Source organism: Eubacterium sp. BL-380-WT-2B, assembly GCF_009696115.1.
GTDB classification, from domain to species: Bacteria; Bacillota; Clostridia; order Eubacteriales; family Eubacteriaceae; genus Eubacterium; species Eubacterium callanderi.
The window spans coordinates 105,633-130,701 of sequence record NZ_VUMP01000004.1 but is presented as its reverse complement, the minus strand read 5'-3'; the positions used below and the strand labels follow the sequence as shown (position 1 = coordinate 130,701).

The 25,069-nt window shown below is 52.6% G+C and carries 12 protein-coding genes; 1 reads left to right on the top strand and 11 read right to left on the bottom strand.

From position 1 onward, the window contains the following. Positions 1–23: 23 nt before the first annotated feature. From FYJ53_RS08860 to FYJ53_RS21820, 4 genes are all read right to left on the bottom strand, one after another. Positions 24–7,367 (bottom strand): Ig-like domain repeat protein, encoded by a 7,344-nt coding sequence (locus FYJ53_RS08860; RefSeq protein ID WP_154557267.1) that lies wholly within the window; start codon positions 7,365–7,367, stop codon positions 24–26. Then, entirely contained in the window at positions 7,307–15,061 is a 7,755-nt protein-coding gene (locus tag FYJ53_RS08855; protein WP_154557266.1) for a hypothetical protein, read from the bottom strand. The genes FYJ53_RS08860 and FYJ53_RS08855 overlap by 61 nt, the downstream gene beginning before the upstream one ends. A 188-nt stretch (positions 15,062–15,249) precedes the next feature. Then, positions 15,250–16,053 (bottom strand): LytTR family transcriptional regulator, encoded by an 804-nt coding sequence (locus FYJ53_RS08850; protein ID WP_148427891.1) that lies wholly within the window; start codon positions 16,051–16,053, stop codon positions 15,250–15,252. A gap of 350 nt (positions 16,054–16,403) precedes the next feature. Next, positions 16,404–17,318 carry a site-specific integrase gene (locus FYJ53_RS21820; RefSeq protein ID WP_148427894.1) on the bottom strand — a complete coding sequence of 305 codons (915 nt, stop codon included), beginning with the start codon at positions 17,316–17,318 and terminating at the stop codon, positions 16,404–16,406. 754 nt (positions 17,319–18,072) lie between these two features. On the opposite strand from FYJ53_RS21820, the gene FYJ53_RS08840 reads away from it, so the two are divergent. Continuing rightward, on the top strand, positions 18,073–18,282 hold the full coding sequence (locus tag FYJ53_RS08840) for a hypothetical protein (RefSeq protein ID WP_013382505.1): 210 nt from the start codon (positions 18,073–18,075) through the stop codon (positions 18,280–18,282). 43 nt (positions 18,283–18,325) lie between these two features. On the opposite strand, the gene FYJ53_RS08835 is transcribed toward FYJ53_RS08840, so the two are convergent. The 7 genes from FYJ53_RS08835 to FYJ53_RS08805 all read right to left on the bottom strand — a co-directional run bounded on the left by FYJ53_RS08835 (position 18,326) and on the right by FYJ53_RS08805 (position 24,816). Further along, positions 18,326–18,526 (bottom strand): cold-shock protein, encoded by a 201-nt coding sequence (locus tag FYJ53_RS08835; protein ID WP_013382506.1) that lies wholly within the window; start codon positions 18,524–18,526, stop codon positions 18,326–18,328. 321 nt (positions 18,527–18,847) lie between these two features. After that, complete coding sequence (locus tag FYJ53_RS08830) at positions 18,848–20,491, bottom strand: ABC transporter substrate-binding protein (RefSeq protein ID WP_090410608.1); 1,644 nt, start codon at positions 20,489–20,491, stop codon at positions 18,848–18,850. Positions 20,492–20,520: 29 nt separating this feature from the next. Next, on the bottom strand, positions 20,521–21,207 hold the full coding sequence (locus FYJ53_RS08825) for an ABC transporter ATP-binding protein (RefSeq protein WP_013382508.1): 687 nt from the start codon (positions 21,205–21,207) through the stop codon (positions 20,521–20,523). Next, positions 21,197–22,108 carry an ABC transporter ATP-binding protein gene (locus FYJ53_RS08820; RefSeq protein ID WP_148427896.1) on the bottom strand — a complete coding sequence of 304 codons (912 nt, stop codon included), beginning with the start codon at positions 22,106–22,108 and terminating at the stop codon, positions 21,197–21,199. Before FYJ53_RS08820 ends, FYJ53_RS08825 begins: the two co-directional genes overlap by 11 nt. After that, positions 22,105–22,956 (bottom strand): ABC transporter permease, encoded by an 852-nt coding sequence (locus FYJ53_RS08815; RefSeq protein ID WP_148427898.1) that lies wholly within the window; start codon positions 22,954–22,956, stop codon positions 22,105–22,107. The genes FYJ53_RS08820 and FYJ53_RS08815 overlap by 4 nt, the downstream gene beginning before the upstream one ends. After that, on the bottom strand, positions 22,946–23,938 hold the full coding sequence (locus tag FYJ53_RS08810; RefSeq protein ID WP_090410605.1) for an ABC transporter permease: 993 nt from the start codon (positions 23,936–23,938) through the stop codon (positions 22,946–22,948). The genes FYJ53_RS08815 and FYJ53_RS08810 overlap by 11 nt, the downstream gene beginning before the upstream one ends. After that, positions 23,935–24,816 carry a class I SAM-dependent methyltransferase gene (locus FYJ53_RS08805; protein WP_148427900.1) on the bottom strand — a complete coding sequence of 294 codons (882 nt, stop codon included), beginning with the start codon at positions 24,814–24,816 and terminating at the stop codon, positions 23,935–23,937. Before FYJ53_RS08805 ends, FYJ53_RS08810 begins: the two co-directional genes overlap by 4 nt. Positions 24,817–25,069: the final 253 nt, after the last annotated feature.

The following is a 25,069-nucleotide window of genomic DNA, read 5'->3' as shown; positions in this document are numbered from 1 at the left end:
AATTTCCCAACGGGGCGCTTTGGCTATTGCCGTCTGTTTTTGCGGTACCATATCAGGCTGACCATAAACGCTGCCGCGATGGCCATTAAACATCCGGCCAATCCCAACAGCTGCCCAGCTGTAAAATACAGTCCCGTCACAGGGTTTATCACGGTCGTCACCTTGGTCAATAGATTGCCATCCGTCGATGAATTTCCATCCGCCGATGGTTTGTCACTGGTGATGGTAAACCGTACACGCTCCATTTCGCTCAGCTCGCTGACATTTCCGGCATGGTCCCACACCTTAAAGGAAATGTCATAGGCCCGCGCGTCCTCAACGGTGATGGTATTCTCACCCTTCTGATTCCAGAGCTGCGGCTCCGTCCAGGTTTTGCCGCCGTCAAGGGTGTAGGACCATGCCTTCAGGCCGCTGGTCTCAATGCCCTCGATACTGTCATTTGCCAGGACGGTTAATGTCTGCGGCTCCAGAGCTTCCCCGTTTTCAGGCGCTCCGGTGATGGCCAGCCCCTTGGGCGCTGTCTGGTCAATTTTTATAAAATCCCCTCTCTGTGTCTTATTGCCTGCATTATCGGTAATGACATGCAGCATTTGATGAACGCCGTCCTCGCTCAGCTCTCCGGTCACACGGTATTCTGGCACAAGGCCCTCTGCAAATACCGCTTCCCCGAGCATCACCGGCTCGCCGTTATCCATGGTCTGTTTAATGCTGTGAATCCCCGCCTCCGGACAGCTGACAAGCAGCTCGTAGGAAACCGGTTGGTTATACCAGCCGCCGCTTGCTGCCTCGCCGTTGACCCAAAGGTTCGGTACTTCAATTTTGCGGGTGAGTACCCACTGGCTGCTCTCTTTGCCGATGGCAAACAGCCCGGTCTCATTGCCGGCCATGTCCTCTGCATGGCAGGTGACCTTGGCGTCTGTGTCCATTGGGATTTCAAAGCTGGCTTTTCCATCCTTCACAGGTGCTTGTGCACTCTGGCCGCCAATGCTGTAGGTAAGGGCTTCGCAGCCGCTGGCCGCATCGGTTACCGGTACGGTTACCTGGACAGCCTCGTTATAGAAATTGCCAAAGCTGAGCCAGTGGATAAGTTTTTCAATGGGCTTATTGCCTATGTCCTTAAAGCTGGCTTCGCCGATTTCCGGCGCTTCTGTATCAATATAGAACACTTTCTCAATATAGTTTTGATTCCCTTCCTTCGCTTCGTTTCCGGCCGCATCCTTCGCGTAGACGCGCAGGATGTTCTCGCCTTCTTTAAGCCATTCTCTCAGCTCAGTTTCACTGTCAAACACCACTGGCTCACCGTTGAGGGCATAGGTATGGATCACCGGCGCTTTTTCGGCCGATTCCAGTTCTGGAACCAGGCGCACGCTCGGTTTTCTGTCCTTATACCAGTGCACGTTTTCGTGCACATTTCCGTTGGCCTCGTCCATCTGGACGGCCGCAAAGGCTGGCGCTTCACTATCCTTTTTGATGGATTCATAGGGGCTTTCCTTCTGGTTACCAGCCATGTCCGTCACACGGACTGCGATAAGGTTCTGCTGTCCGGCTGCTTTTTCCGTCTGGAGCTGGCTGTAGACGCCATCCTCCTCAATTTCAAGGATATTTTCATCTCCCCATGCTTCGGGGGCGGTCCAGGTCTGGCCGCCGTCCAGCGTGTATTCCCACGCGGCGATGTCGCTTTCACCCACTGCCATATTGGCCTTAAGCCTTACGGTTTTTTCACCGCGCCAGCATTCTGGATCTACCGGCTCACCGGTGGTTTCAGTAATATAAGCTGCCAGCTCCTGACCGTGGTCCAGCTTAAAGCTGTAGCTGCGTTCTGCGGTATTGCCCGCGTTGTCGGCGGCTTTCACTGTCAGCGTGTTTACGCCGTCCTCGGTGATGTTTATCTCAATATTTTCACTGTCCTTTCGTTCATGCTCAGACGGCATGACCGTCTGCTCGGGTTCGTCATTTAACTGCCAGCTCACAGCCGCCAGGCCGCTGTCCATATCCTCGATACGGACGCTGACAGGAATATCCTGGGTGTACCAGCCCGCCGCGTTGGCAGTCACGCTGGTGACAGCGTCACCGATAATGGGGCCGCTGTTTTCCGTTGTCCACTGGGCGGTTTCTCCTCCGCCCTTTACCGGCAGCGTCTCAGACACATTGCCTGCGATGTCCTTGGCCCAAACCGCAAGGGTCTGGTCCTTCACACCGTTTACCGGCAGGGTGAACACGGCTTTTCCGTCCTTCACCGCCATCTCTGTAGCGGTATCTCCAATGCTGTAGGTAAGCGAATGATTACCGCTCATGGTGTCCTCGACGGGCACCGTAACACGTATGGTGTCGTTAAAGAAATTGCCAAAGCTGAGCCAGTGAATGGCTGCCTTGATCCAGTTGTCTGCTCCTTCCTTCTGCTCGAATTGAATGTTATTTTCCTGTACCACCGGCACAGTCTGATCTTTCTTAATCTCGACCTCTCTGTCCAGCTGCGACACATTGCCGGCTTTATCCCAGACCTTAAAGGTCACGGCATAGATGCCGTCCCCGGCGATTGTGATGGTGTTCCCACCCGCATCGTCCCAGGGAATATTGGCTGTCTGCCAGGTGCTGCCGCCATCGAGACTGTAGTTCCATTCCTTCAGGCCAAGGCTGATCACGCCCTCTGCCGGGTCGGCCGCGTGTACCTTTAGCACACGGTCGGCCTTCCGGTTATCCCAGGCGCTGTCCACCGGGCTCGTCCCATCGGCCTCTGTAATACTGAGATTGATGGGCGCGGTCATATCGGTAACATGCACGCTTTTGGGTTCACTGTTTACGCTGGTGTTTCCAACCAGATCCGAAACCCGGACCACCAGGCTGTCGGTATCCAGGCCGCCTTCACTGGCTATCACCCGGCTCAGGCTTGACGCCTCACTGCTGATGGAGTACTGCTCACTCCATGTTGCCCCGCCATCCAGGCTGTACTGCCAGCTGGAAAGCGGCGACGTCTTCTTTTTATTGGGGTCGGTCTGGTTTTCATTGGTGTAGTCTGGCTCTACCGTCAGGGTAACATCCTTATCGGTTCTGCCGTCACTGCCCAGCTCGCCCTCGCTTGTTGTCAGCTTAAGACCCGGCTTGTCCGGCGGGGTCACGTCATTTTTAAACGTCCACAGGCCTGTGGCGCTGTTGTCCCATGCGTCGTAGGCGGTTACCTTGAGCACAAGGCCCTCGCCTTCGCCGGTAATACCCATGATTGGGACATCGGTCTCGGTCTGTCCGCTGTTGCCTGCCTGAGTGTAGTCCAGTGTGTCCATCCGATTGTCGGGATGGGTGATGTCTACCTTGGTAATGCTGTTGGCATCCGGGTAGGTCTTGAGGACAGTGCCGGAAGCATCCTTAATATCCTCCGGCTTACTGCCGCCCACCACACAAACTCGGGCGCTGGCGCTTAGGGGCTGGTTATAATACCAGTCCTCAATGGCTGTCTCGCCCGGGGTTATCTGCACCGTCACCTTTGTCAGGTCGATATTGTCCGGAATGGTTAAATCCGGCATCCCTGTCTGCACTGCGCTGTTTCCGGCTTTGTCATACACCTTTTTAATGGTGATGCGGTCACCGGCTCCCAGGGCGCTCACATCCAGCACCGCCTGGCTGTAGTCGTCGCAGACCATGGTCTGCAGCGGGCTTTCCACGCCGTTTTGGGTCATGGTATAGTCCACCCTTCCGCCGCCGCTCAAAGCATCGGAAACCAAAACAGTTAACTTTAAAGCGCCGTTATCCATGAAAAAGGCTGCTTTTGTCTGGCTGGCATCCGGTGGTGTTTTGTCTACCATTACCTTCTTTTCACAAATATTTTCTGTATCCTGAAGCCCGCTGTCTTTCTGCTGGGCCCAGGCGCTGACGATATATTCTCCCTCCTCTGTAAAGTCTGCAAGCGCCACGGACTGCCCGCTCTCTGACGGAGCGATGGTGCCGGTACGGCTGGTGTCCGCTGTGCTGTCCTTATAGGTCTGGTATTCATATTCTGTGGCCTGCCGCACACCGGCGTCGTCGCAGGACGGCACCAGCACCGTGGCGGTCTGATCCTGGTTGCTCCAGGTTTCATTTAGGATGTTACCATTCTGGTCTTTTACCTCAATGGCAGGCGCACCCGGCATTTTACGGTTGATGACCACATTTTGTGCGGCGGTGGCCGCGGACACATTGCCCGCGTTGGTCACAAGCCTGAACTGATAATCGGCGTTGGTCTCTGTGTTGATGACGTGCTTTTTACCCAGCGCGTCGCTCACTGAGGCCCAGGTGCTGCCGTGATCGGTGCTCACCTGTAAATCCTCAACGCCTGAAGCGGGCTCGTCATAACTCAGCGCTGCGCAGATGTCATAGCTGGTGGCCGCGCTGTTGTAGGCGGTGTCCGCCCCATCCATCAGGGTGAAGCTTACGCCAAGGGCCGGCGCCGCGGTCTCTACCTTAAAGGTCTTTTCCACAGTCTGGGTGTTGCCCGCCCGGTCTTTGGCCTCAACCGTCACTCGCTGGGCGCTGCCGCTCTGGGTGATGGTGCTGTTGTATTGCTTTGTATTCTTGCTGTCTGCTGCGTCCACGGTGTCATTGGCGACCACTGTCTCGCTGCCGTTTTGGTCCATAGCTGCCCTCACGGTTTCCAGGCCTGCGTCGCTGTCGCGGGCAGTGACGGTATAGGGCAGAACACCCTTATACCAGCCCTTGTCGTTGGGCGCAGCGGCCGGTGTGATGCTGACCTCTGGCTTATCGGCCTCCAGCAGTAAATTGTCAATGGTGACCGGCGCGCTCTCACGCCCGGCCAGGTCGGTGGCGGTCAGCTTTAAGCTGGTGTTTAACGGTGTGCCCTGCACGGGTGACAGCCGGAAGCTCACGCGTCCGTTGCCGTCTGCGGTCAGTGTTTTTGCTGTGCCGTCCCCCAGCGCGTAGGTAATCTGGTGGACGCCTGACCCGGTATCCTTGGCGGTCACCGTGACCTCAATGGTGTCGTTGAACAACAGGCCGCCCAGCAGCCCTAAGCTGCCGCCGGTTAAGCTGCTCACCTGGATGTCATTTGTCTCGATGGTCGGGCTCTGTGTATCCACCTTGATGTTCTCTTTGGCAGTCACGTCGGACACGTTGTCGGCGGCGTCTCTGCCTCTTGCTATTATGCTGTAGGTGCCGTCGCCCTCTGGGGTAATGCTTGTTCCCTGAATCCACCCTGTAGGCGCATCGGCCGCCGCCCTGCTTCTCTGTGAAAATTGATTGAGGGCCGCGATTGTGCTCTGGGCGGTCAGCTGGTATTCTGTCTTGACAGCGCTTCGCCGCTCATCATCGATGTCCAGCCCTGTGGCTGTGCTGTCAGTTTCTCTGGCTGCCTCGGAGATAATGATCTCCGGTTTGGTAATGTACCAGCCGTTCTGGCCGTCCGGGGTCTCAAGGCTTTTTGCCAGTAAAGGCGTCTTGGGCTTTTCACCGTCGATATGGGCTGTTTCAGATACAATATCAGACGTATTTCCTGTACCTGAGACTGCTTTAAAGTCATAGGCCTGTCCGGCCTCTGGTGTTGTCTGTTTAATGGTCAGGCTTTTGCCCGCCATTTTTTTCCAGGTGTCAGCGTCTCCTGCGCGGTAGTAGTAATCCACGCCGGATGGCGGAGCCGCACTGGTGAGCTTTGGCGTAAAGACCACGCCCTTGCTCCATTTCACGCCGTCCACCAGATCGGAGTCGACCTCGATGTCAATTTTTGCTTCTGTATCATCCTTCCATACCTCATAGGCCGCCTCATCGCTGGCAATGCCGGCATTGTTGACGGAGCGGAACTTAACGAGGGTTTTTCCATTATCAGTCACATCATATTTCACATTCTTCCACAGGTGGTCAATACCCGGATTAATCCGGTCTGCCTCGGTAAAGTCTACCCAGGTGTTACCGCCTGCATCGTAGTACTGATATTTTTCAAAACCAGATACAGTGTTTTCACCGCCGTTAACCTGCAGGGAAAAGCTTTCCTTTGCCCATTTTTTCTGGGGCTTGTTACCGGCCTCGGTGATGGACACGCTGGGCTTTTCGCTGTCCGCGCAGATTCTGGCGCTGACGGTTTTTTTCTGACCCGCGTTGTTTTCAACCTCTGCCTCAATGGCTCCCTTAAAATTCTCAATTTCCACTGGCCCTGTATAACGGGTCATCTCGCCATAGCGCAGCTTTGTGCCTGCATCGGGGACCAGCTTGAATTTCAAGCTGTTTTCCTTAATGCCGACCTTGTCGTCCTTTGCGGTGATGGCCGCGTTAACGCTGCCCGCGTAAACCGGCGTGCCGCCGTTTTCCGCCAGCGTCTTAACCACTGTATTGTCAAAACTGATTTCCAGCTCTGGCGCATTATCATCTTTGGTGTAGTTAAAAATCTGCTTATTCACAGCGGAGGCGTTGCCTGCTTCATCCTGGGTGTAGGCCTCGATGATCCAGGTGCCGCTGTCTGTGATATTTGCACCAATACTGGACTCTGCGCCTGCCGCCGAACTATAGCCCGGGGCGCTGGCCGCGTCGTTTTTATAGACACGGTACCAGAGAGTTCTGGGGCTGTAATCGGAGTCTGTTTCACTGGTTTTGTCCTTAATTTTCAGGGTGCTCCGCACAGTATCGTCATACCAGGCGTTGCTGTCCAGAGTTTTCTCAGTACCTGCCTCACTGATGGTAATTTCCGGCATGTCCGGGGCTTTCTGGTCAAGGGCGATTTTGTAAACATCACTCTCCTTCGCTGTTTTTGCTTTATTTTCAGCTTTAAACTGCCAGGTGGTGATCCCATCCTCTGTCACGGTCTTGGTGTCGTGGGTATTGGTGCAGTCTGTATAGCTGCCATTGTTCTTTTTGGCAGACAGCTTTTCCCCGTTGGTAGATACCTCAAGGGTCACGGGCTGGTTGGTCCAGGCAGGCTGTGTATCGGCTCCTGTGCTGGCCTTGCCGTTAACGGCAACGGTAAGGGCTGGCGCGGCTTTCTGGATATTGACACCTACTGTGCTTTCTGTGCTCTCGTGGCCGGCGTTGGTGACCACCTTAAAGCGCACGGTGTAAGCGCCGTCCTCACTGCCGTCGTCTGCTGCTTCGAGCCTGACGCCGGCGTTTGTGTAGTCCTGCCAGTTCCCTTGTGGCGCGCCGTCTTTGTAGACTTGGTATTTTATGCCCGTTGTCCCGGCATAGCCGGATGCTGGCACGGTTGTATCGGCGGTGGCCGCGGTGATGGTCACGTCTTTATCAATCCAGCTGCCATCGTAGTCTGCGCCGTTGGCCCTTGCTTCTGTTTTGGGGGCTTTTGGCGTCATGGTGTCGACGATAAACCTGTCTGTCTTTGTCATGCTGCTGCCTGCCCGGTCGGTGGCGGTGAATTCAAACTCATATTTTCCATCCTCCATGGCAAGGGGCTGGTGTAGGGCTTGTCCGCGCCGCCGGTGTTCAGCTTGTAGGTCTGGCTCTGCAGGCCGCTGGCAATGCTGCCGCCTGCGGTGCCGTCGATGAGGCCGGTTTCGGTGTCATCGGCAGCGGTGAGGGTCAGGGTTGGCTGCTGGCTGTATATCTTGTAGCCATCCTCGGTTGTCGAGGTACTGGCTGCTGTACCAAAATCCAGCTCCTGAACCGTTGGGGCTTGTTTATCAAGCTTGATGCTGACCGCTGCGGTCTCGGAGCGGTCTTTGGTGTCGGTTCTGCCTGAAATCACTGCCCGGAACATAAAGCTCTGGCTGGTGGCTTTGTTAAAGGTCAGGGTTTGGGTTTCGCTGCTGACGGCTGTGGCGGTAAAATACCCGCTGTTATCACCGTTAGCGATGTCACTCCAGCTTTTTCCGTTGTCAATGGAATACTCGTATTTGACGAAGTTTCCAGATACTGTCCCTCCGCCGGCCGCGGTTTTATCAAACGTAAGCTTTACACTCACATCTTCCTTTGACCAGTCGCCGTCATAGGGCTGGCTGCCTTTGGTGGCAGTGGCTTTGACCCTTGGCAGGTTGGAGTTGATGGTAAAGCCATCGGTGCTCAGTTTAGTGGTGTTTCCGGCTTTGTCTTTGGCCTCGGCGTAGACGTAGCCCTGGAAATTCGGGGTGACGCTGAAGACCGCTTTTTCTTTGCCGCTGACGCGCTTGGTCTCTACCAATGTTCCTCCGCCCGCGCCTGGGTTGGCGCTCGTGCTGTCGGTGGCGTAGAGTGAGTAGGTAATGCTGTCGATGCCGCTCACGTCGTCCTTTGCTTCCAGCACCACGTCGGTGGTTTTGTCAAAGAACAAGCCAAAGGTGAGGCTGTTGAGCAGCTGGGTAAAGGTGTTGGTTTCGACCTGGGCCGTAAAGGGCGATGGGCCGTGGGTATCCACCATGATGGTCTGCTTGGCCTTGCCGGAAGTGTTTTTATTTTTGTCGTTTATATCGGTGGCTGCATCCTTTGCCCAGGCCTCCAGGGTGTAGACGCCGTCGGCTGTGATGGCTGGAGCTTTGGCGTATGAATAATTGGTGCCTGCGAAGCTGTTGGCCGTGGTGGCACAGGTGTTAATGCTGCCTGCGGTATGCCGGCCTACAAAGCCGCCTGTTTTAGCTGTTGGGGTGATGGCGCCTGGGTTTGCGTAGCAATTGACCATGCTGCCGGAGTTTGTACCCACTGCGCCGCCGATATAAGTCGCTCTATCTACAGTGCCCGTTGTTTTGGAGTCGCTGACTGCGCCGCCGTTATTATTGCCCACCAGGCCGCCCGCATTAGTGCCATTACCTCCGGATATATCACCAGTGTTGACGGCATTTCGCACGCTGCCGCCCACTACGTATCCGACAATGCCGCCGGCTGTCGGGCCTTGGATTTCTCCGGTGTTTTTACAGCTGCTGATGCTCGCCGCGTTCATTAACGCGCCGGCGATGCCGCCCGCATATTTACTAGCTGGTGCGTTGACGTTTATGGTATTTTCGCAGTCCGACAGTGCATTGCCGGTGTACTTACCCACAATGCCGCCCGCACATTCAAGTCTTGCACTATCCGCATTTACTGCTGGGTCCTGTTTTGAGGTGGTCGTTTTACATTTTATCACACTACCGGAGGCTGTGCCTACAATGCCGCCAACACTGACGCCAACACTGCCGGAGATAATGGTGGGAATGGCTGTAAGCTGGCCGCTGTACTCGCAGTTCTGTATGGTGCCGGTTGACCACCCCGCAATGCCGCCCAGATTTTGCCTTTCTGAGGTGATATTTATGGTAACCTTGCAGTCCCGGATAGTGCCGGTATTGTATGGTACAATACCTCCCATATTGAAATCAACAAATGTATTGTCTTTGATGTGCATAAATGTTCCACCCAGACTGCAATTGGCAATGGTGCCGCTATTCTCACTCCCTACCAGAGGCTTTTTGGCCGAATCGACAGTGCAGTGAGTGAGCTGACCCATATTATTGCCGCTCACCAGCTGGCCTGCTACGATGTTTAAATTCATGATGCGCGCCGTCTCGGTTGTGTTTCGGAACACAGGCGGCGTACCACTTCGATTGAAGGTAATAGTATGACCATTGCCGTCAAAGGTACCGGAAAAATAATCAGGGATTCCCCCAAAGGTTTCGAGATTGACGGTAATGTCATTCATCAGTTTGTATCTCTCGTTTAGAGGGCGGAAGTCTACACTACCAATACTCACAAAATCATCCTCTGAAGTGATAGACAGACATGGATCCTCATAGGGCAACGGCTCAGATTCCCGGACGCCCTCGGCGTTAACGACGGGGTCGGCGGGCTCAGGGGTGACGGCAGTGGCCAGCTGATCCTTCTGGTTGTTTTTATCCGTAAAAATCCCTGGGCTCTGGCCCTCCCCGGTACCCGGTGAGGTGCTGTCCTGATTAAAGCTGCTGTTTAAAATGGACTGCCCCATGGTGGCGGTCTGGGCTGTGCTGCTGTTATTGCCTGTATATAGTTTGTAATATATACTTTCAGGGGCTGTACCAGGGCTGGTTACCGCCGTTGGAATTCTAATGGCGGGCCAGGCCTTATTATACCAGCCGTTTTCGCCGTCTGGCTCTGCTCCGCCTGCTGCGTTTCTCACCGCAATCTCCGGTGTTTTTGGATTGGTGCGGTCCACCTTAGCGGTCTTGATCTCGGATACAGCCTCCAGGCCGCTCTCGCTGACGCCTTTAAACCTCACAGACGCATCGCCCTCATGGGGATAGGTGTAGCTTACGGCCTTATCCGTTGGGGTATCGTTAATGGGGATCCAGTCAGTGGGCTCATTTTCGCCGGTTTTCCAGGTTTTGTAATAATAACGCACGCCGGAAAGGGTGTGAGTATCGCCATCGTCTGTGTCATTTTGGGCCTGCATTGTGTTTTTAAGGGTGAAGCCCGGCGACAGATTGTACCACTTTGCGGGGTTTCTGGCGTCCGTGTATTCTACGGAAACGACCGGCTCTGTTGTGTCAATTTTATAGGTCTTTTCAATGGCGTCGGTGGTGCTGCCGCTGTTATCTTCAGCGGTCAGCTTCAGCTTTTTATGGGTTTTTCTGTTCTCAGAAGCCTTGGTGACAACATAGGTAAAGGAAATTTCCGAACAAACGCCGGAGACATCGTCCTTTACAGCCTTTAAATCTTCAATGCCCATCGCCTTCCACTGCGCCGGCGTTTTATCGTCAATGTTTTCCATCGTAATGGCGATGTCCCCACCGTCCACCTTCAGGCTGACTTTTTTGATGCCGGACCCGGCATCCTTTATCTTTACGCTGGATCTGATGCTGGTCTGCCATTGGCTCAGGTCCTTATCGGATGTGATCTCGACGGTGGGCTTCTGGTCATCCAGACAGAAGCTGGCGCTGTGGCTGTTTTCGCCGCTGTCTGTGACCAGTCCGGCTTTATCCGTCACACGGATAAAGACATTGCCCTTAAACTCGGGTGTGAACACGGGCTTGTTATCCGGGTCATATACCTGCCATGCGCCGTCCGCCGCAGGGGCTGCCTGATTGATGTCGTTACAGATCTGGTATTCGATTTTATCGACACCGGAGGCGTTATCCTTGGCGTTGATTTCCAGCTGGCCCTGCTTGTTGGCGTACCAATAGTAGCGTGGGCTGGTATCTGCTGTCCATGAGGGCAGGTCTTTCTTTTCAGTGTCCGACATGATAAACCAGCTTTTGCTCAGCTCTGGCTTTGCGCGGTCGACCCGGAAGGTGTAGGTTTGGGCTGTATTAACGCGTCCAGACTCGGTGGTGCTGTGAACCGTGACCTCATAGACGCCATCCTGGGCACAGGGGATTTTTACCGTTTGGGGCTCCTGCCCAACGGCGGTCGAAAGCGCAGCTTCTGCAACGGTCGTTGTTTCTGTTGCTTCATCACTGGCCTTTCGGGTAATTTTGTAATGACCCGTTATTTTCGTCAGTCCGTTGTTGGCCAGGCTCAGCCCGATATTCAGGCTGCGGTCTGCCCCGGTAAACCAGCCTCTGGCGTTGGGCGTTGTCTGGATATCGGACGCGTCTGCTGTTTTAGTGTCCTCCGGCGTTACCGCTACACCGTCCAGAGGTTTTGTATCAATGCGGATATTCTTCTCTACTGGCGCGCCGCAGATATTGGCGGCGCTGACAGCCTTAAACGCGTATTGCCACTCGCCGTCATCACTTATGACCACGTCCAGGCTTTCGGTGGGGCTGAGAGGCGCCTGGTTTATCTTTTCCCAGACGGCGTTGTTTATATCCTCACCTTTTTTTACCCGGCGGCTGTAATAATCCACTGAGTTGGCCAGGTCATTGGCGTTGTCGGTGTCGGTATTATTGGTAAGCTTGAGGGTAACGGTGGGATTCTCGTAACACCACTTGTCAAAGCCATACTTTTCTCCATCCTCTGGTGATACGGGCGCTTTCCATTCTACGTCCAGCGCCGGCACAGCTCTTTCGATATTGAGGGTGTCGGTGGTGCGGGTATAGGTATTGCCAGCCCTGTCGGTCAGCACGATTTTTACCGCATAGCTGCCGGGCTCATCACAGGTCAGGGTCATAGTGCCCTGCTCCTGCCCTCTGCCGTCTGCCGCTGGGGTTATATCCTTTTGGCCCAGCAGGGCGTTATTGTCTGCCCGGAAGATTTCGGCCTTGACAATGCCGGATTTCTCATTCTGGGGGTCCTCATAATTGATGTTTAAATCGACTTTATAATAGACCGCGTCTTTTGTATAGCCTGCGGCTGCAATGTCATTAATGCCGCTTCCGCTGTCGGTCTGGCCTTTATAGCCAATGTACTCAAGGTTCTGGATGGCGGGCTCGTGGGCTTCCAGCATGACCTTATAGGCCGTGGCGGCTTCCTTGCCGTTGGCGCTGGCAGCGCGGACGTAAAGGGCGCCGTCAAAATTATTTTCCAAAGCCATGCTCACGCTGTGGGGGTTCTGCTGATCCTCAAAACCGGTGGCAGTCCAGTCCACGCTGGCTTCTTCTGCGCCATTGGGCACAAATTTGTATTCGATGCGGTTTACATACAGGCTGTTGTCGGCCATGGCGGCCGTAACCTCAAAGCGGATGCGCTGTCTGGCAAACAGGGTGTATGGCCCGGTAAGGCCGCTGCTTAAGGGGACAGGCTGCTCGTCATTGTCCTTCTGGGCTGTGACCTCGATGTTGACGCCACTTTTACTGATTTTAATGGGCTCTGTGGCCGCGGTGGCGGTATTGCCTTTGTGATCGGTCATGCTGGCGGTGAGGGTGGTGGTAAGCTGCTGATTCTCATCCACACGCAGCGTGACGCTATAGTTACCCGCGCCGTCTGGTGTGCAGGGCCATTCTGTGCCTGCGGCGTCCCTGGCAACAACCTGCTGTACGCCGCTGATCTCGTTGCCCTCCTGGTCTACGGTGTAGGGCGTGGTGTCACAGAGGGTATCGTAATTGCCGCCCTTTGTAAAATCGCTGACGTTAAAGGTGACGGTGACGTCCTGGTCAGTCCAGGTATTGGGCTGGTAGGGGCTGCCTTCTGCGGTGTAGGTAATGCCATCGCACACCGGGGCTGCCTGATCGGCCATGGGGTTGACGATCATGCGGGCGTCCCTCGGGTTGGCGGTACTATCTGCCGGGGCGCTCTCCACCCTGCCCGTGTAGTAGTGATTGTTTTTATTCTCAAACAGGATATCATAGGTGCCGGGCCGCTTGACGCTGTCCTCGGCCACGGTCTCCCCCTGGTCGTTTTTATAGACATAGTCCCAGTCCCTGCCCCGCTGAGCCTCCCGCAGGGCGCAGTTGATCGTGGCCTTCTGGGGGCTGCCGTCATAGGTGGTGATATAGTCGCTGACTTTAAAATCAAGAAGCCCGCGGTTGTTGATGGCGGGGTAGTGATGATATTCATGCCAGTAGTTAAAGCGGCCATTTTTATCGTTTTTATCCACATAATCATTCAACGCATTTATCACCCCAGGACGCGCGGCACGGTCCTCCACCGAATAATTAATGGCGTCAGGGTTTTTATGATTCTGATAGTCAGGGAAAAAGGCCAAGTAAACATGCTCGAGCTTTGGGCGGTATTGGGCATCCAGCGGCGTGTTGGGATAGACTCCCCCCTCAAACTGATTATAATATAAACCAAAATAACCAGACGCATCGGGCTTGAAGCTGCCACGCGCCGAAACGAGCGCACTAGTAGAGCAGTTGCGGATAACGCCTGTAAAGCGGGCGGAATAGCCGCCCGCTGTGCCGCAGCCCACTATGCCGCCGCCCAGCGCATAACGCGTGACCGAATAATTCGGCCAGCGAAGCTGCTCACTGTCTTTAGATTGGTTGTGAAAAAAGAGGTTCCCGTCTGTGCTGCAGTTCTCAATGGTCGCATCTTTACCCACGGCGGCAATGCCGCCGCCCACAGAAACGGAGACGTTAGTGCCGGAAATGATCGGCGCGTTAGAATCGTCGGTATTTATAGGGGTGCTCAGGTAACCAGTATTCACATTTACAATGGTGGCGTCCTCTAAATAGCCAAAAACGCCTGTGCCATAGATTGTTACCTCACGGCCGTTCTGATCGTAGCCCGGTATCGGCACATACCTCATACTATACCCAGGGTTTTTAATTGAATAACCATCGCCGTCCAGCGTCCCCATAAAGGGCGCATTCTGCCTGCCGATGGGCACGTTGTCAAGAGATAGATATCTTTTACTCCATGACGTGCTCTCTCTCGAAGGCTCCAAGCGCCAGTACTTGCCCTTGCTGGCTGTACCCTCGTATTTGTGCAGGTTCCAGAGCTGCTGATCGGTGGCGATGATGTAAGGGTCGCGCTCGGTACCGCTGCCCTCCTCAAAGTCGGCGTTGGTACGGATCATGGCCGCTGGTGTGGCAATGGCGGCCTCTCTGGTGCGGGCCACCATGCGGTAGCTGGTGGGCGCGCCGGCGGTTTCCGGGGCTACGTCCACAGCCAGCTGGGTGCTGTTGGCGCCCGGAATGTCGCTCCAACCCTCGTTATCGGGCTCGATGGGGCGTGTTTTGGCCTCGGCGATGCCTCTTGCCTTGCTCTGCACAGCCTCGGCTGCCTCTGGGCTTTCGTCGCCGGTAATGCCTTCTAAATCAATGGCTTCGGCGGCTTCCAGGCTGGCTTTTTTCTGCTCCAGGGCTTCGTCGGTGCTCTGCACCTCTGTGCCGGCGTCGCCGCCGTTTTTAGCCTGCCACTGGTAGGTGACGCCTGCGGGGTCCTGGGCCTCGATATTGGCGGACAGTACCACGCGCTCCCCAATTTCGGCGTCCTGTGTCTCTGGCGCTTCCACGACCTTCAGCGGGTTTTCGACTGCCATGATCTCCGGCCCTTCTGGCAGGGGCTCGGCCTCTTTATCCTGGGGCGCTTCGGCGGCCTTTAAAGCTTCCTCAGCGGCCTGGGCCTCTGGCGCTTCTGCCGGCTGCTCTGCTTGGCTGCTTTCCTCCTCAGAGGGGGCTTCCGGCGCTGTGGTGTCCGGTGTTGGAAGGGTCTCCTGGGTGTCGGAGGGCGCGGGGGCGTCCTGGGTATTCTCATCGGCGGCGGCAATGGCGGCGTTTAAGTGCGCGCTGCCGGCTGCCAGCACATTGGCCGGAACCGACCCCAATACCAGTGAAACCACTAAAAGCAGGGTTACTGCTTTTTTCATACGCTGTACCCATTTTTCATTTCTGTTCATTTTTACTCACTCTTTCCTTATCTCGTACTCTGCCGTGGTCCTTCGGCTTATAAAAGTTGTTTTTAAAGATATTCATACAGTTTTAATCTTAGTGCCTTTCGGACATATTTTCAATAGATCGGTATCGAATGACCATTCAGCAGTACGATAAAACCAAAGGCCGCCTTTTCAGGCGGCCTTTGGTTTTGCTATCTTTCGGATATCTGTCTGGAATAGTAGGCGGTCAGCTGGTCAAACACCTCGGCATAGCGTTTAACCGGAATGGGCAGCTGCACGTCTTTTACCATATTTACCTGGTAGCGGTGGCAGTCAATCACGTAGTCCATATTGACGATATAGCTGCGGTGGATGCGCAGAAAGTTTTCCGGCAGCTCTTTTTCGACATCGCTGATCATCTCCTTGATCTCAAAGCTGCGCTTCAGGCATTTTACCTGGCATTTGCGGTGTTGGGCCTCGATGTAAAGCACGCCGTTCAGGTTCACGTAATAGTCGCCGTTGGCAACGTCTTTAAACCTGATGCGCTGGGACCTTTTCCGGTTTTCTTTTATCTTCTGGTTAACCAGCTCGTAGGCTTTTTTGCCTACGGCAAAGGGGAAATCCTCATTTTTCCCCAACAGGTTATCGGCCGGGTTGGACACGTGCATAAAGATGACCCTTAAACCGGCGGGGGTCTTGCGGTAGATAAAAGTGCACCGCTGCTCCTGGGTAAAAAGGTAGTGGCTGACGCCGGTGTTGGAGGCAGTGTAATGCCCGTAGACGGCGGCGGTCTGCCCGTCCTCGTAGAGCAGGCTGTAATGGGCGTTGGTGACCACAAAGGGGATTTCCTGCTCAATGCTCAGGATTTCCCGCACGTTTTCGGCGCCCTGCACGTACTGGCTGCCCAGGGGGCCAATCCAAACAACGTTTTCATCCATGTACTTAATAATTTCATCCAGTTTTCTGTCATAGTGCAGACAAATAATATCTCTTGTCAAATTTACTGCGTTTTTCATGGTTCTGTGCTCCTGTCCTCTCCGTCAAAAACAGCGATGTTCCTGTTTTTGGGCGCGCGGAACCAAGCCTACAGACAATATCCTTTTTAACAGTAATAATGTTCTCATCCATACTCTCCTTTTAATGGTTCATTATTTTGCTCTTACCGTTAAGTTAGGAACTTAACGTCACAACTGTCTAAAAAGCCTATTGCAATTTTCTAAAATGCGCAGTAAATATAAAATTCCAAGTTGTTTGTAAAGTTATTTTGTTTATACTTGTTATTTTTATTTTAATATGCTACCCTTGATAATAGTTTTACTTTTACTTTTTACGTTAAGTTCCTAACTTAACGTCATATTTATTCTATTTAAAAGCATTTGGCTATTTTTTCCATTTCCAGCCGCTTCTGCTCGGTCACGCTGTGTCCATAGGTGTTCAGGGTAAAGGCCACGCTGCTGTGGCCCAGCAGTTCGGACAAGGTATGGATACTGGCGCCCAGCTCCAGGGCTCGGGTGGCAAAGCTGTGGCGCAGGCTGTGGAAGGTGACGCCGGGCCGCAGCCCCAGCTCTTTTTTCACGGCCTGAAACCGGCGCTGGAGGGTGCGGGCGTCGTAGGCCCTGCCCTGCCGGTTGGCGATCAGGGGCTTTTCTTTATCGGGGTTTCCCATATTTTTCAGATAGTGCGCCAGCGCGTTTTTGAGCGCGGGATGCAGGGGGATGCTGCGGCAGCTTTTCTGCGTTTTGGGGGTCTGCTCCCTCACCGGATAGGTGTTTGTTTTGGGATCGTAGATACGCTGGCGGTTGGCCCGCACATGCAGCACGCTGGCCCTGAGATCAACATCCTTTACCCTCAGGCCCAGCACCTCCCCCAGCCGCAGGCCAGTGGACATGGCCAGCAGAATGCCCATATCCACTGGCTTCTGGCTGTACCTCAGTTTTTCGCTCAGAGCCTTGTGCTCCTGAAAATCCGGAACCTCCTTTTCACGCCATTCCACCGCTGTTTTCGGGGTTTTGATACACACCGTGTAGCCTTTCTGCTTCGCCCTTTTGAGGAGGGTGCGCAGATAGGATAAAATATCCCGCACGGTTTTATCTGCGAGGCTTTCACACAGCTGCTTTTTAAAGGCTCTCTGCTTTTTAGCTGTAATTTCGGCCAGATATAAATGACCCAAAAAAGGGCGTATATGGACCCGCTCATAGCTCTTATAGGTTTTAAGGCTGCTGCCCTTAACGTCGGCCTCCTGCTCCCCGAGCCAGGTCTCTAAAGTGATGTCTGTCTTCACTGTAAAACTCCTTTATTCTGCTTTTCTCAGCTTCTATTGTACACCCGGATTATTATAATCTGTTTGATTTTCAAACACAAAAAACCCCCGGCTTAAAAACCGGGGGTGCTTGAAAGGAAAAGTATTGGGGGAGATTAGGTATTTCGCTTAATCTAAGTAAGAGGTATGTGTGTTCAGAACTATTTATACCCCTGGGCGGGGAGTTTAAACATACGCTCTTCTTTTTAGTCTCTTTTAGGCATGTCTTAAGGATTTTTGCATAACAGACGCAGATGTGGTATAATTAAAAAGTAATTAGAAGTCTAACGTTTTTCTCAGAGCACGGTACTACCCCTATCTTTTTTAGTAGACCGCAGCCATCTGAGACAAACCTGTTAGATTTTTATTGATGTCCAGCGCTGGCTGGTCTTTTTTTATGCCTGAAATAAAAAAAGCCTCCGGCTCTTGACCGGAGGCTGCTAAAAGGGAGAGTAAAATTTGGGGGAGATGTAAATTAAATTTGAGGTATGTTGTTCAGAACTATTTATATCCAATACAAAAGCATTTAAACATAAAGCCACTCTGGAGAGTGGCTTTATGGGGGTCCCGCAGGGAGACTGAGCTAAATGAAAAGAGGTTACCATACAAATTATAGGAGATTTGTATATGCTGACAAGAATATTTATACCCTTTTAAGGTAATTTTAAACCATCTTATAGCAGTTAAAAAAAATTTCTTTTGGATATATTTATAAAAAAAACAAGGAGGCCTGTACATGAAACGATTAGCAGCTATTAAAGATTACATCATTGAACAAACCTTACACAAAACCTTTAATCCCAAAGGACAGTTAACGCTTTATTTTTCCAACTGTTGTTTACCGGACGAAATTGTCCTCGCGGCCAGGGAGCTTGGCTACACCATTCACTTGAAATCGGAACAGGCCAGTGCCTGGATATTGGAAGAACCGCCAACAAAAAAATAAGCCGGATTTTAAATCCGGCTTAAAGCTTTTTACAGCGTTTTATTTAGATAACAGATACGTTTGAAGCCTGAAGGCCGCGGGCGCCCTGTTCGATATCAAAGCTTACCTTGTCGCCTTCATTTAAAGTCTTGAAGCCGCCGCCCATGATTGAGGAAAAATGAACGAATACGTCATCGCCTTCTTCTCTTGAAATAAAACCAAAACCTTTGTCACTGTTAAACCATTTTACTGTACCATTATTCATTAATTGGTACCTCCTAAGATATTATATTATATTTGCAATCGTAGAATAAAAAAACACATATTTTTGCAAACCCTCTTGTCACCAAGCTTACATTGAACTTAAGTAGACAAAAACGACTTGCAAAAATATGTGAAATCAATTGATACTCTCTTAAATACACTCTTAGTATACCTGAATAAATATGCTTTGTCAAATTTTCTTTATAAGTCTGCAGAATCTCTTAAGAAAGCTCCAATCTCAAGCTGGAAATGCCTGAGCAAAATAAAAGCTGCATCGGCTCTTGTGGCGCAGTGCAGCTTTTATAAATTCAGGCTTCGCGTATTATTTTGCGACGGCCTTGTACCAGGTCTCGCCGTTGATCACACCGCGTGATGGGTAGTTTACCCAGCCGGTGATCTTATCGGTGCGGTAAGGGAAGTAGGTTTTCATGATGGCCAGGGCAATACCTGGGGCTTCCTGAGCGTTCATTTTCTGGATATCCTTGAAGGCTGCGCTGTACTCGTCGTAGTTTTTGGATTTCATCATTCCTGAGTAGGCGTCCAGATAGGCCGGGTCGGCGTAGGTTCCAAAATGCTGGTTGCTGGTCATGGTAATATCGGCAATGTAGCTGGCAATGCCTGTCCAGCTGGCAATGCCGACGGTGGTCATGCCCAGATAGATCTCATACGCGCTGTTGGTTCTCAGCTGTTTGGTATAGTCGGGGTTTGAAATGGTCTGCTCGTCAACGGATACCCGTATTCCTGCTTCTGCCAGGTTGGTCTGGATCATCTCTGCGATACGCTTATAGATTTCGGTTGATCCCTGGAGGGCGATTTTTACGTTCATGGGACTGCCGTCCGGAAGCTCGCGCATGCCGTCGCCATCTTTATCTACAAATCCTGCCTGGTCCAGCAGCTCGGCCGCTTTTTTGAGATCCCGTTTGTTTTCCGGGAGGCTGCTGTCATAGCCCAGGCATGCCGGAGATACAGCGCCTTCATTGGCGATCTGGCCGTGGCCGCCGCCAATGGACTGCGCAAGAAGTTCATAATCCAGGGCATAACGCACGGCCTTTCTGAAATTAAGGTCATTTGTCGGGTATTGATTGAACCCGAAAACGATCTGATAGGTGGCGGAATTCAGGCTTTCTCCCGGGTCGATATTGGGGTCGCTTTCGATGGTTGGCAGCAACGTGGTGTCCAGTGAGGAGGAGTAGCCGTACATGACGTCGATCTCCCCGGACTGCATTGCCATGATCAGGGAGGACTGGTTATCAAAGCTCTTCAGCTCAACTTTATCCACGGTGATCTCTCCCAGCGGGTAATCGCTCACTGCTTCATAATAGGAGGTCTGGGCATCCGCGTCGGCTGAAACGAATTTATAGGGTCCGCAGCCGACTGCGGCGTTGGGCTCTGTATACTTTTTGGACTCTGTGACGTTTTCCCAGATATGTTTTGGTAAAATGTAGTAAGACAGGGTTGCCTCATTCATAAACGCAAAGGCTTCGTCCTCGTCAAAATTCAGACGGATACTGGTATCGTCAATCTGGTCGACAGAAGTGATCTTTAAGAACCAGGTCATGTTCTGCTGTTTGTAGTAGTCGAAGGTGAACAGCACATCTTCAATGGTCACGGGCTCGCCGTCATGCCATTTCAGGCTGCCCAGCGGGTCGAAATGGAGGGTAACCTGCCTGTTATCATCGCTGATCTCCCATTTTTTGAAAAAGCAGCCGTCTCCGGTCAGCTTTCCTTCCTCATCAAAACGCCACAAATTCAGCTGCGAAAAGGAATGGTAGTTGAGACGGCCATAGGCACTCTCGCTGTTCATGGCGCTGTAGCCATCGTTTTTGTAGGTTGTCCCGATGCGCAGCACCTCTACATGCCCTGATCCGTTTCCCTGCTGCTCCCCGCTGGAATTTCCACAGCCCGAAAGGGGCAGCACCACCATCACGGCCGCTAAACAGGCCGCAATCACTCTTTTAATTTTCATTTCTTTTTACTCCTTTGTAAATGGTTATTTTAAACAACAGCCGGATTGAGCTGTTGGTCTTTAACAATGACGCCCTCTTCAATGGTATATATCTTATCTGACACATAACGGCAGAGGGCTACGTCATGGGTAATAAAAAGATAGGACAGCTTTCTTTTTTTCTGCAGCGCGAGCAGCATCCGCATGACCTGCGCCTGCGAGATCACATCCAGCATGGACGTGGGCTCATCCAGTATGAGGATGTCGGGCTCTGGCAAAAGCGCCCTTGCAATGGCAAGGCGCTGGAGCTCACCTCCTGAAAGCTGTGCCGGCACCCGCTTCAGCTGCTCTGGATAAATACCAAATTGCCCGGCCATTTCACGCCGCGCTTCTGTGTTATACGCTTTGCCGCAGAGCTTATAAACTTCTTCCATACTTTTATCCAGTGAAAGTCTGGGATTAAAGGACACCTCTGGGTGCTGGAAGATCATCTGGATACGCTTCCGCCTTTTTTCCCTGGCGGGCAGGGCCTGAAAGGGCTCATCATTATAGAGCACTTTTCCCTGTGCTGGTCGGAGCAGACCGGCGGCGATCTGTCCCAGTGTTGATTTTCCGCTTCCACTTGTTCCTAAAAGACCCACAATCTGGCTGTCTTCCAGTGTGATTGAAACATCCTTCAGGACAAAATCCTCCTGCTGGGGATAGCGGTGTGATACGTGGTCAATTTTAAGCCCCATAGAGATGACACCTCACATTATGCTGTTCTACTCTGACCATCTCCGGTGTTTTAAAGCATTTTCCGCTGGCCTGTGGACAACGGTTCGCAAAGGCGCAGGCGAAGCGTTTGTCAATGGAAGGCGCATACCCGCCCGGGCAGTTTAATCCGTTTTCCGGCAGCGCTTCCAGCAGCATTTTACTGTAGGGATGCTTTGGTTTTTTAAAAAACGCTTTGGCGGGGGCCACCTCAACGGTTTTTCCGCCATACATGACACAGACGGTATCGGCGATTCTGCTGGCAAAACGAATGTCATGGCTGACGCACAGCAATGTGCGGTCATCCATTGACAGCAAAAGCTTTTCCACCTCTGCGATCCTTTTTTCATCCAGGCCCTTTGTGGGCTCATCTGCCAAAAGGATTCTGGCGCCTCCGGCTGCGCCCATTGCCATGAGGGCGCGTTGGCGCATGCCGCCGCTCAGGGTATGAGGGTATGCCCTTGCCAGTTTATCGGCTGGCGTCAGGCCCAGCCTTTCCATCCACGCTTTTGCCTTTTGAAGGGCTTCGTCTTTTTTGAGGCCGCTGTGTTCAACGAGGGGTTCGGACACCTGCTCCCCGACGGTCATCAGCGGGTTCATCCCGTTTCCGCTTCCCTGCGGAATATACCCGATGACCTTTCCTCTTATTTTGCGCAGCTCACGCTCTCTGAGGCCCAGCACCTCGGTCCCGCCGATTTTTATGCTTCCCCGCACTGCGGCGTCACTCGGCAAAATGCCTAATATAGCCGCGAGCGTCACACTTTTGCCGCTGCCGGATTCGCCCAGAATAATGGTGCGTCCTCCCTCTGGCACGGTAAGGCTCATATCCTCCACCACTGGCGGCTGTCTGTTAAATTGTATGGTCAAATTTTTGATCTCAATCATTGTATCACCTGATACTCCTCACTTTTTCCCAGGCTCTTGGTTCCCAGCCCATAATAGCCGATCAGCACAAAGGCAAAGATGCAGAGGCTGATGCAGATGATTGGCGGCACGTACCACCAGGTGTAGCCCGCCACGACACCGTTTTTATGGAAGGCGTAGTATAAAATGGAGCCCCAGCTTTTCTGGTCATAGACGCCGAGCCCCAAAAAGCTCAGGCTCGCCTCGGTTACCATTGAGGTCGCTACTGCCAGAGTTGCCCGCATCAGGACAATGTCGCTCATATTGGGTAAAATGTGACGCAGCATAATAACGCTGGATTTCTGTCCCATCATCTCCTCGGCCCGGACAAAGGGGAGCTGACGGACTTCCAGCACCTTTGCCCGGACGAGGCGGGCTGTGGTCGGCCACGCGGTCACGCAGATCGCGATTACAATGTTCCACATGCTCGGCTCCATAAACGCTACAAATACGATGGCGAAGGGCAGCTGCGGGATGGTCATCCCTACGGCTGTCAGGGACTGCAGGGCCTGATCCAGCCGGCCGCCAAAATAACCGCCTGCCAGACCGATGCCTGTGCCGATAATAATGATACACGCCGCCGCGGTGATTCCTGTCAGCAGGGTTGTCCGGGTACCGAGAATGAGCTCGCTGAAAATATCCTGCCCAATATCATTTGTTCCAAGCAGGTGCTCCGGGGACGGCCTCTGAAAGGGCGCTGTGAGGGCTTCCATCCCATATGGCATAAGCTGTTCTGCAAAAACAGCCACAAAGACAAAGAAAACCAGAATCGCCATCCCGATCCAGACACAAAGGTGCACTTCTTTCAAGTTCTGTTTTTTAAGCTTCATGAATGACCGCACCGTCCTTTATTCTCGGATCAAATTTCCACGCGAGAATGTCCGCAATGAACTGAAAAAAGATGACACAGACCGCAATGAGCAGAAAGCACAGCTGAACGGTTGGATAGTCATGCTGGATAACACCGTCGTAAATAAGGGTTCCCAGGCCTTTCCATGAAAAAACAACCTCGATCAGCATTGAGCCTGCGAGCATATAGCCAAACTGCATACACAGCAGTGTCACATAGGGGACGGCCACGTTGCGCAGCACATGCCTGAACAGCACCTTGTGCCGGGGCAGCCCCTTGGCCTCAGCGGTGAGAATGTACTCTTCATCCCGAATCTGCGAGACAAAGCTTTTCATCATCAGAAAATTGGTCGAGGTTTTAAACAGGGCTAACACGCTGACCGGAAGCACCATATGGTAGAGCGTATCCGCAAATTTCGCCCACCCTGTCAATCCGCCCGAGGCCATGCCCCCAACGGGAAACCAGTGGAGGTTAAAGGCAAAGATCACCAGAACGATGAGTGCCAGGCAGTTGGCGGGTATTGTCTCGAACAGCAGAAAAACAAATGTCAGCGCCGAATCTGCCCGTCCGCCTTTATGGTACCCTGCAAAAATGCCTAAGGCACCGCCCACAAAGGCGGACAGAATAATAGCGGTAACCGACAGAACCAGGGTCCAGCGGAGCCGGAACAGCACCACCTGAACCACATTCTGGCCGCTGATATAGGATTTTCCAAATTGAAAGGTGACGGTATTCCAAAGGAAGCGGATATACTGCTCAAAAAGAGAGCCGTCCAGAGCGTACTGAGCTCTCACTTTATCCAGAATCTCCGGGTAATTGTAATAGAGTGTAAAATACTCTTCCTCTCCCAATATGTGCAGCAGCGGGTCTCCGGGCATCAGATGGACTAATAAAAAGTTCAGGCTGATTGCGACCAGGATTAATGCAAGGGCGCGGAGAAGATAATAAAGCACTTTTCTCATACAGTCATCTCCATCGCTGTTTCTTCTGATTTCAGCGAGCAGACTAAAACGCCCATAACGGTTTTCCCCTCGTTGATAAAACGTCCATCCTGTAAAGCGTCTTTTACATAAGCGCGGATCGCCTCACGCCAGTTTTTAACAATGATCCCTGTTTCCACGGTCTCATAATGGCGGATGAGGCGGCCTACTGCCAGAGCTTCCTCCTCCTCGCAGCGCCACTGGCACTGTACTGGCAGCACAACGGGTCTGTAGCCCATCGCTTTTAAAAGCTGACAGGGGTACTGCACGTGGTTGCTGCCGCTGTGAGTCATGGTGTGACCAAGCAGGATTTCGTCTAAGGATTTACAGCTCCCGTTGTCTTTCTTTTTAACGGGCGTATCGCAAATACCCACATATACCACCAGATCCCTGCTGAGGCTCAGCATTCTTAAAAAGGGTTCTGGATGGTAAAGGCCCGGATTCATGCTTCCGATTACCAGATCATAGGCCCGCGTTTCAAACGGCAGCCGGTTAAAGTCGCCAGTCTGTACCTTCACATTAAGGTCCTTTTCCCGAGCTTTCTGACGGACAATGCGGTTCATCTCCGGCGAGCAGTCCAGGGCTGTTACCGCCGCGCCACACGCCGCGAGGGGCAGCGCGAAAGCGCCTGTCCCACTGCCTATATCCAGTATTTGTTTTTTCGATCCATTCCAAAAGCCCTGTCGTTTTAAATACCCGAGCAGGACATCTACCCGTTCGTTGCTGCTGCCCATACCCGCATCATAATAATCTGCCGTGGCATCCCAGCATTTACGTTCCTCTGGAAAGGTTTCCCGGTACAGAGATTTTTCCGCTGCGTCCCTCCAGCATTTCACCCAAAATTCTTCTCTTCGATTCACTGAACTCTACCTTTACTTTTTTATTGCACAACAAAAAAAGCTCAAAAGCCATGATTACAATCAAATCAACAGCCTTCAAGCTTCAATATTTTTTATTCACTTTTAAAATTTTTCTGTACGTTTATAAGCTATAGTATAGCAGAGATAAAAGGTTTTCACAAGCTTTTTTTGTGTTTTTACGCATACTCAGTATCACCAGTACTTTCCGGATTGATTTTTACAGAGGAATAAGCTACTATAGTAGTAACCCGAT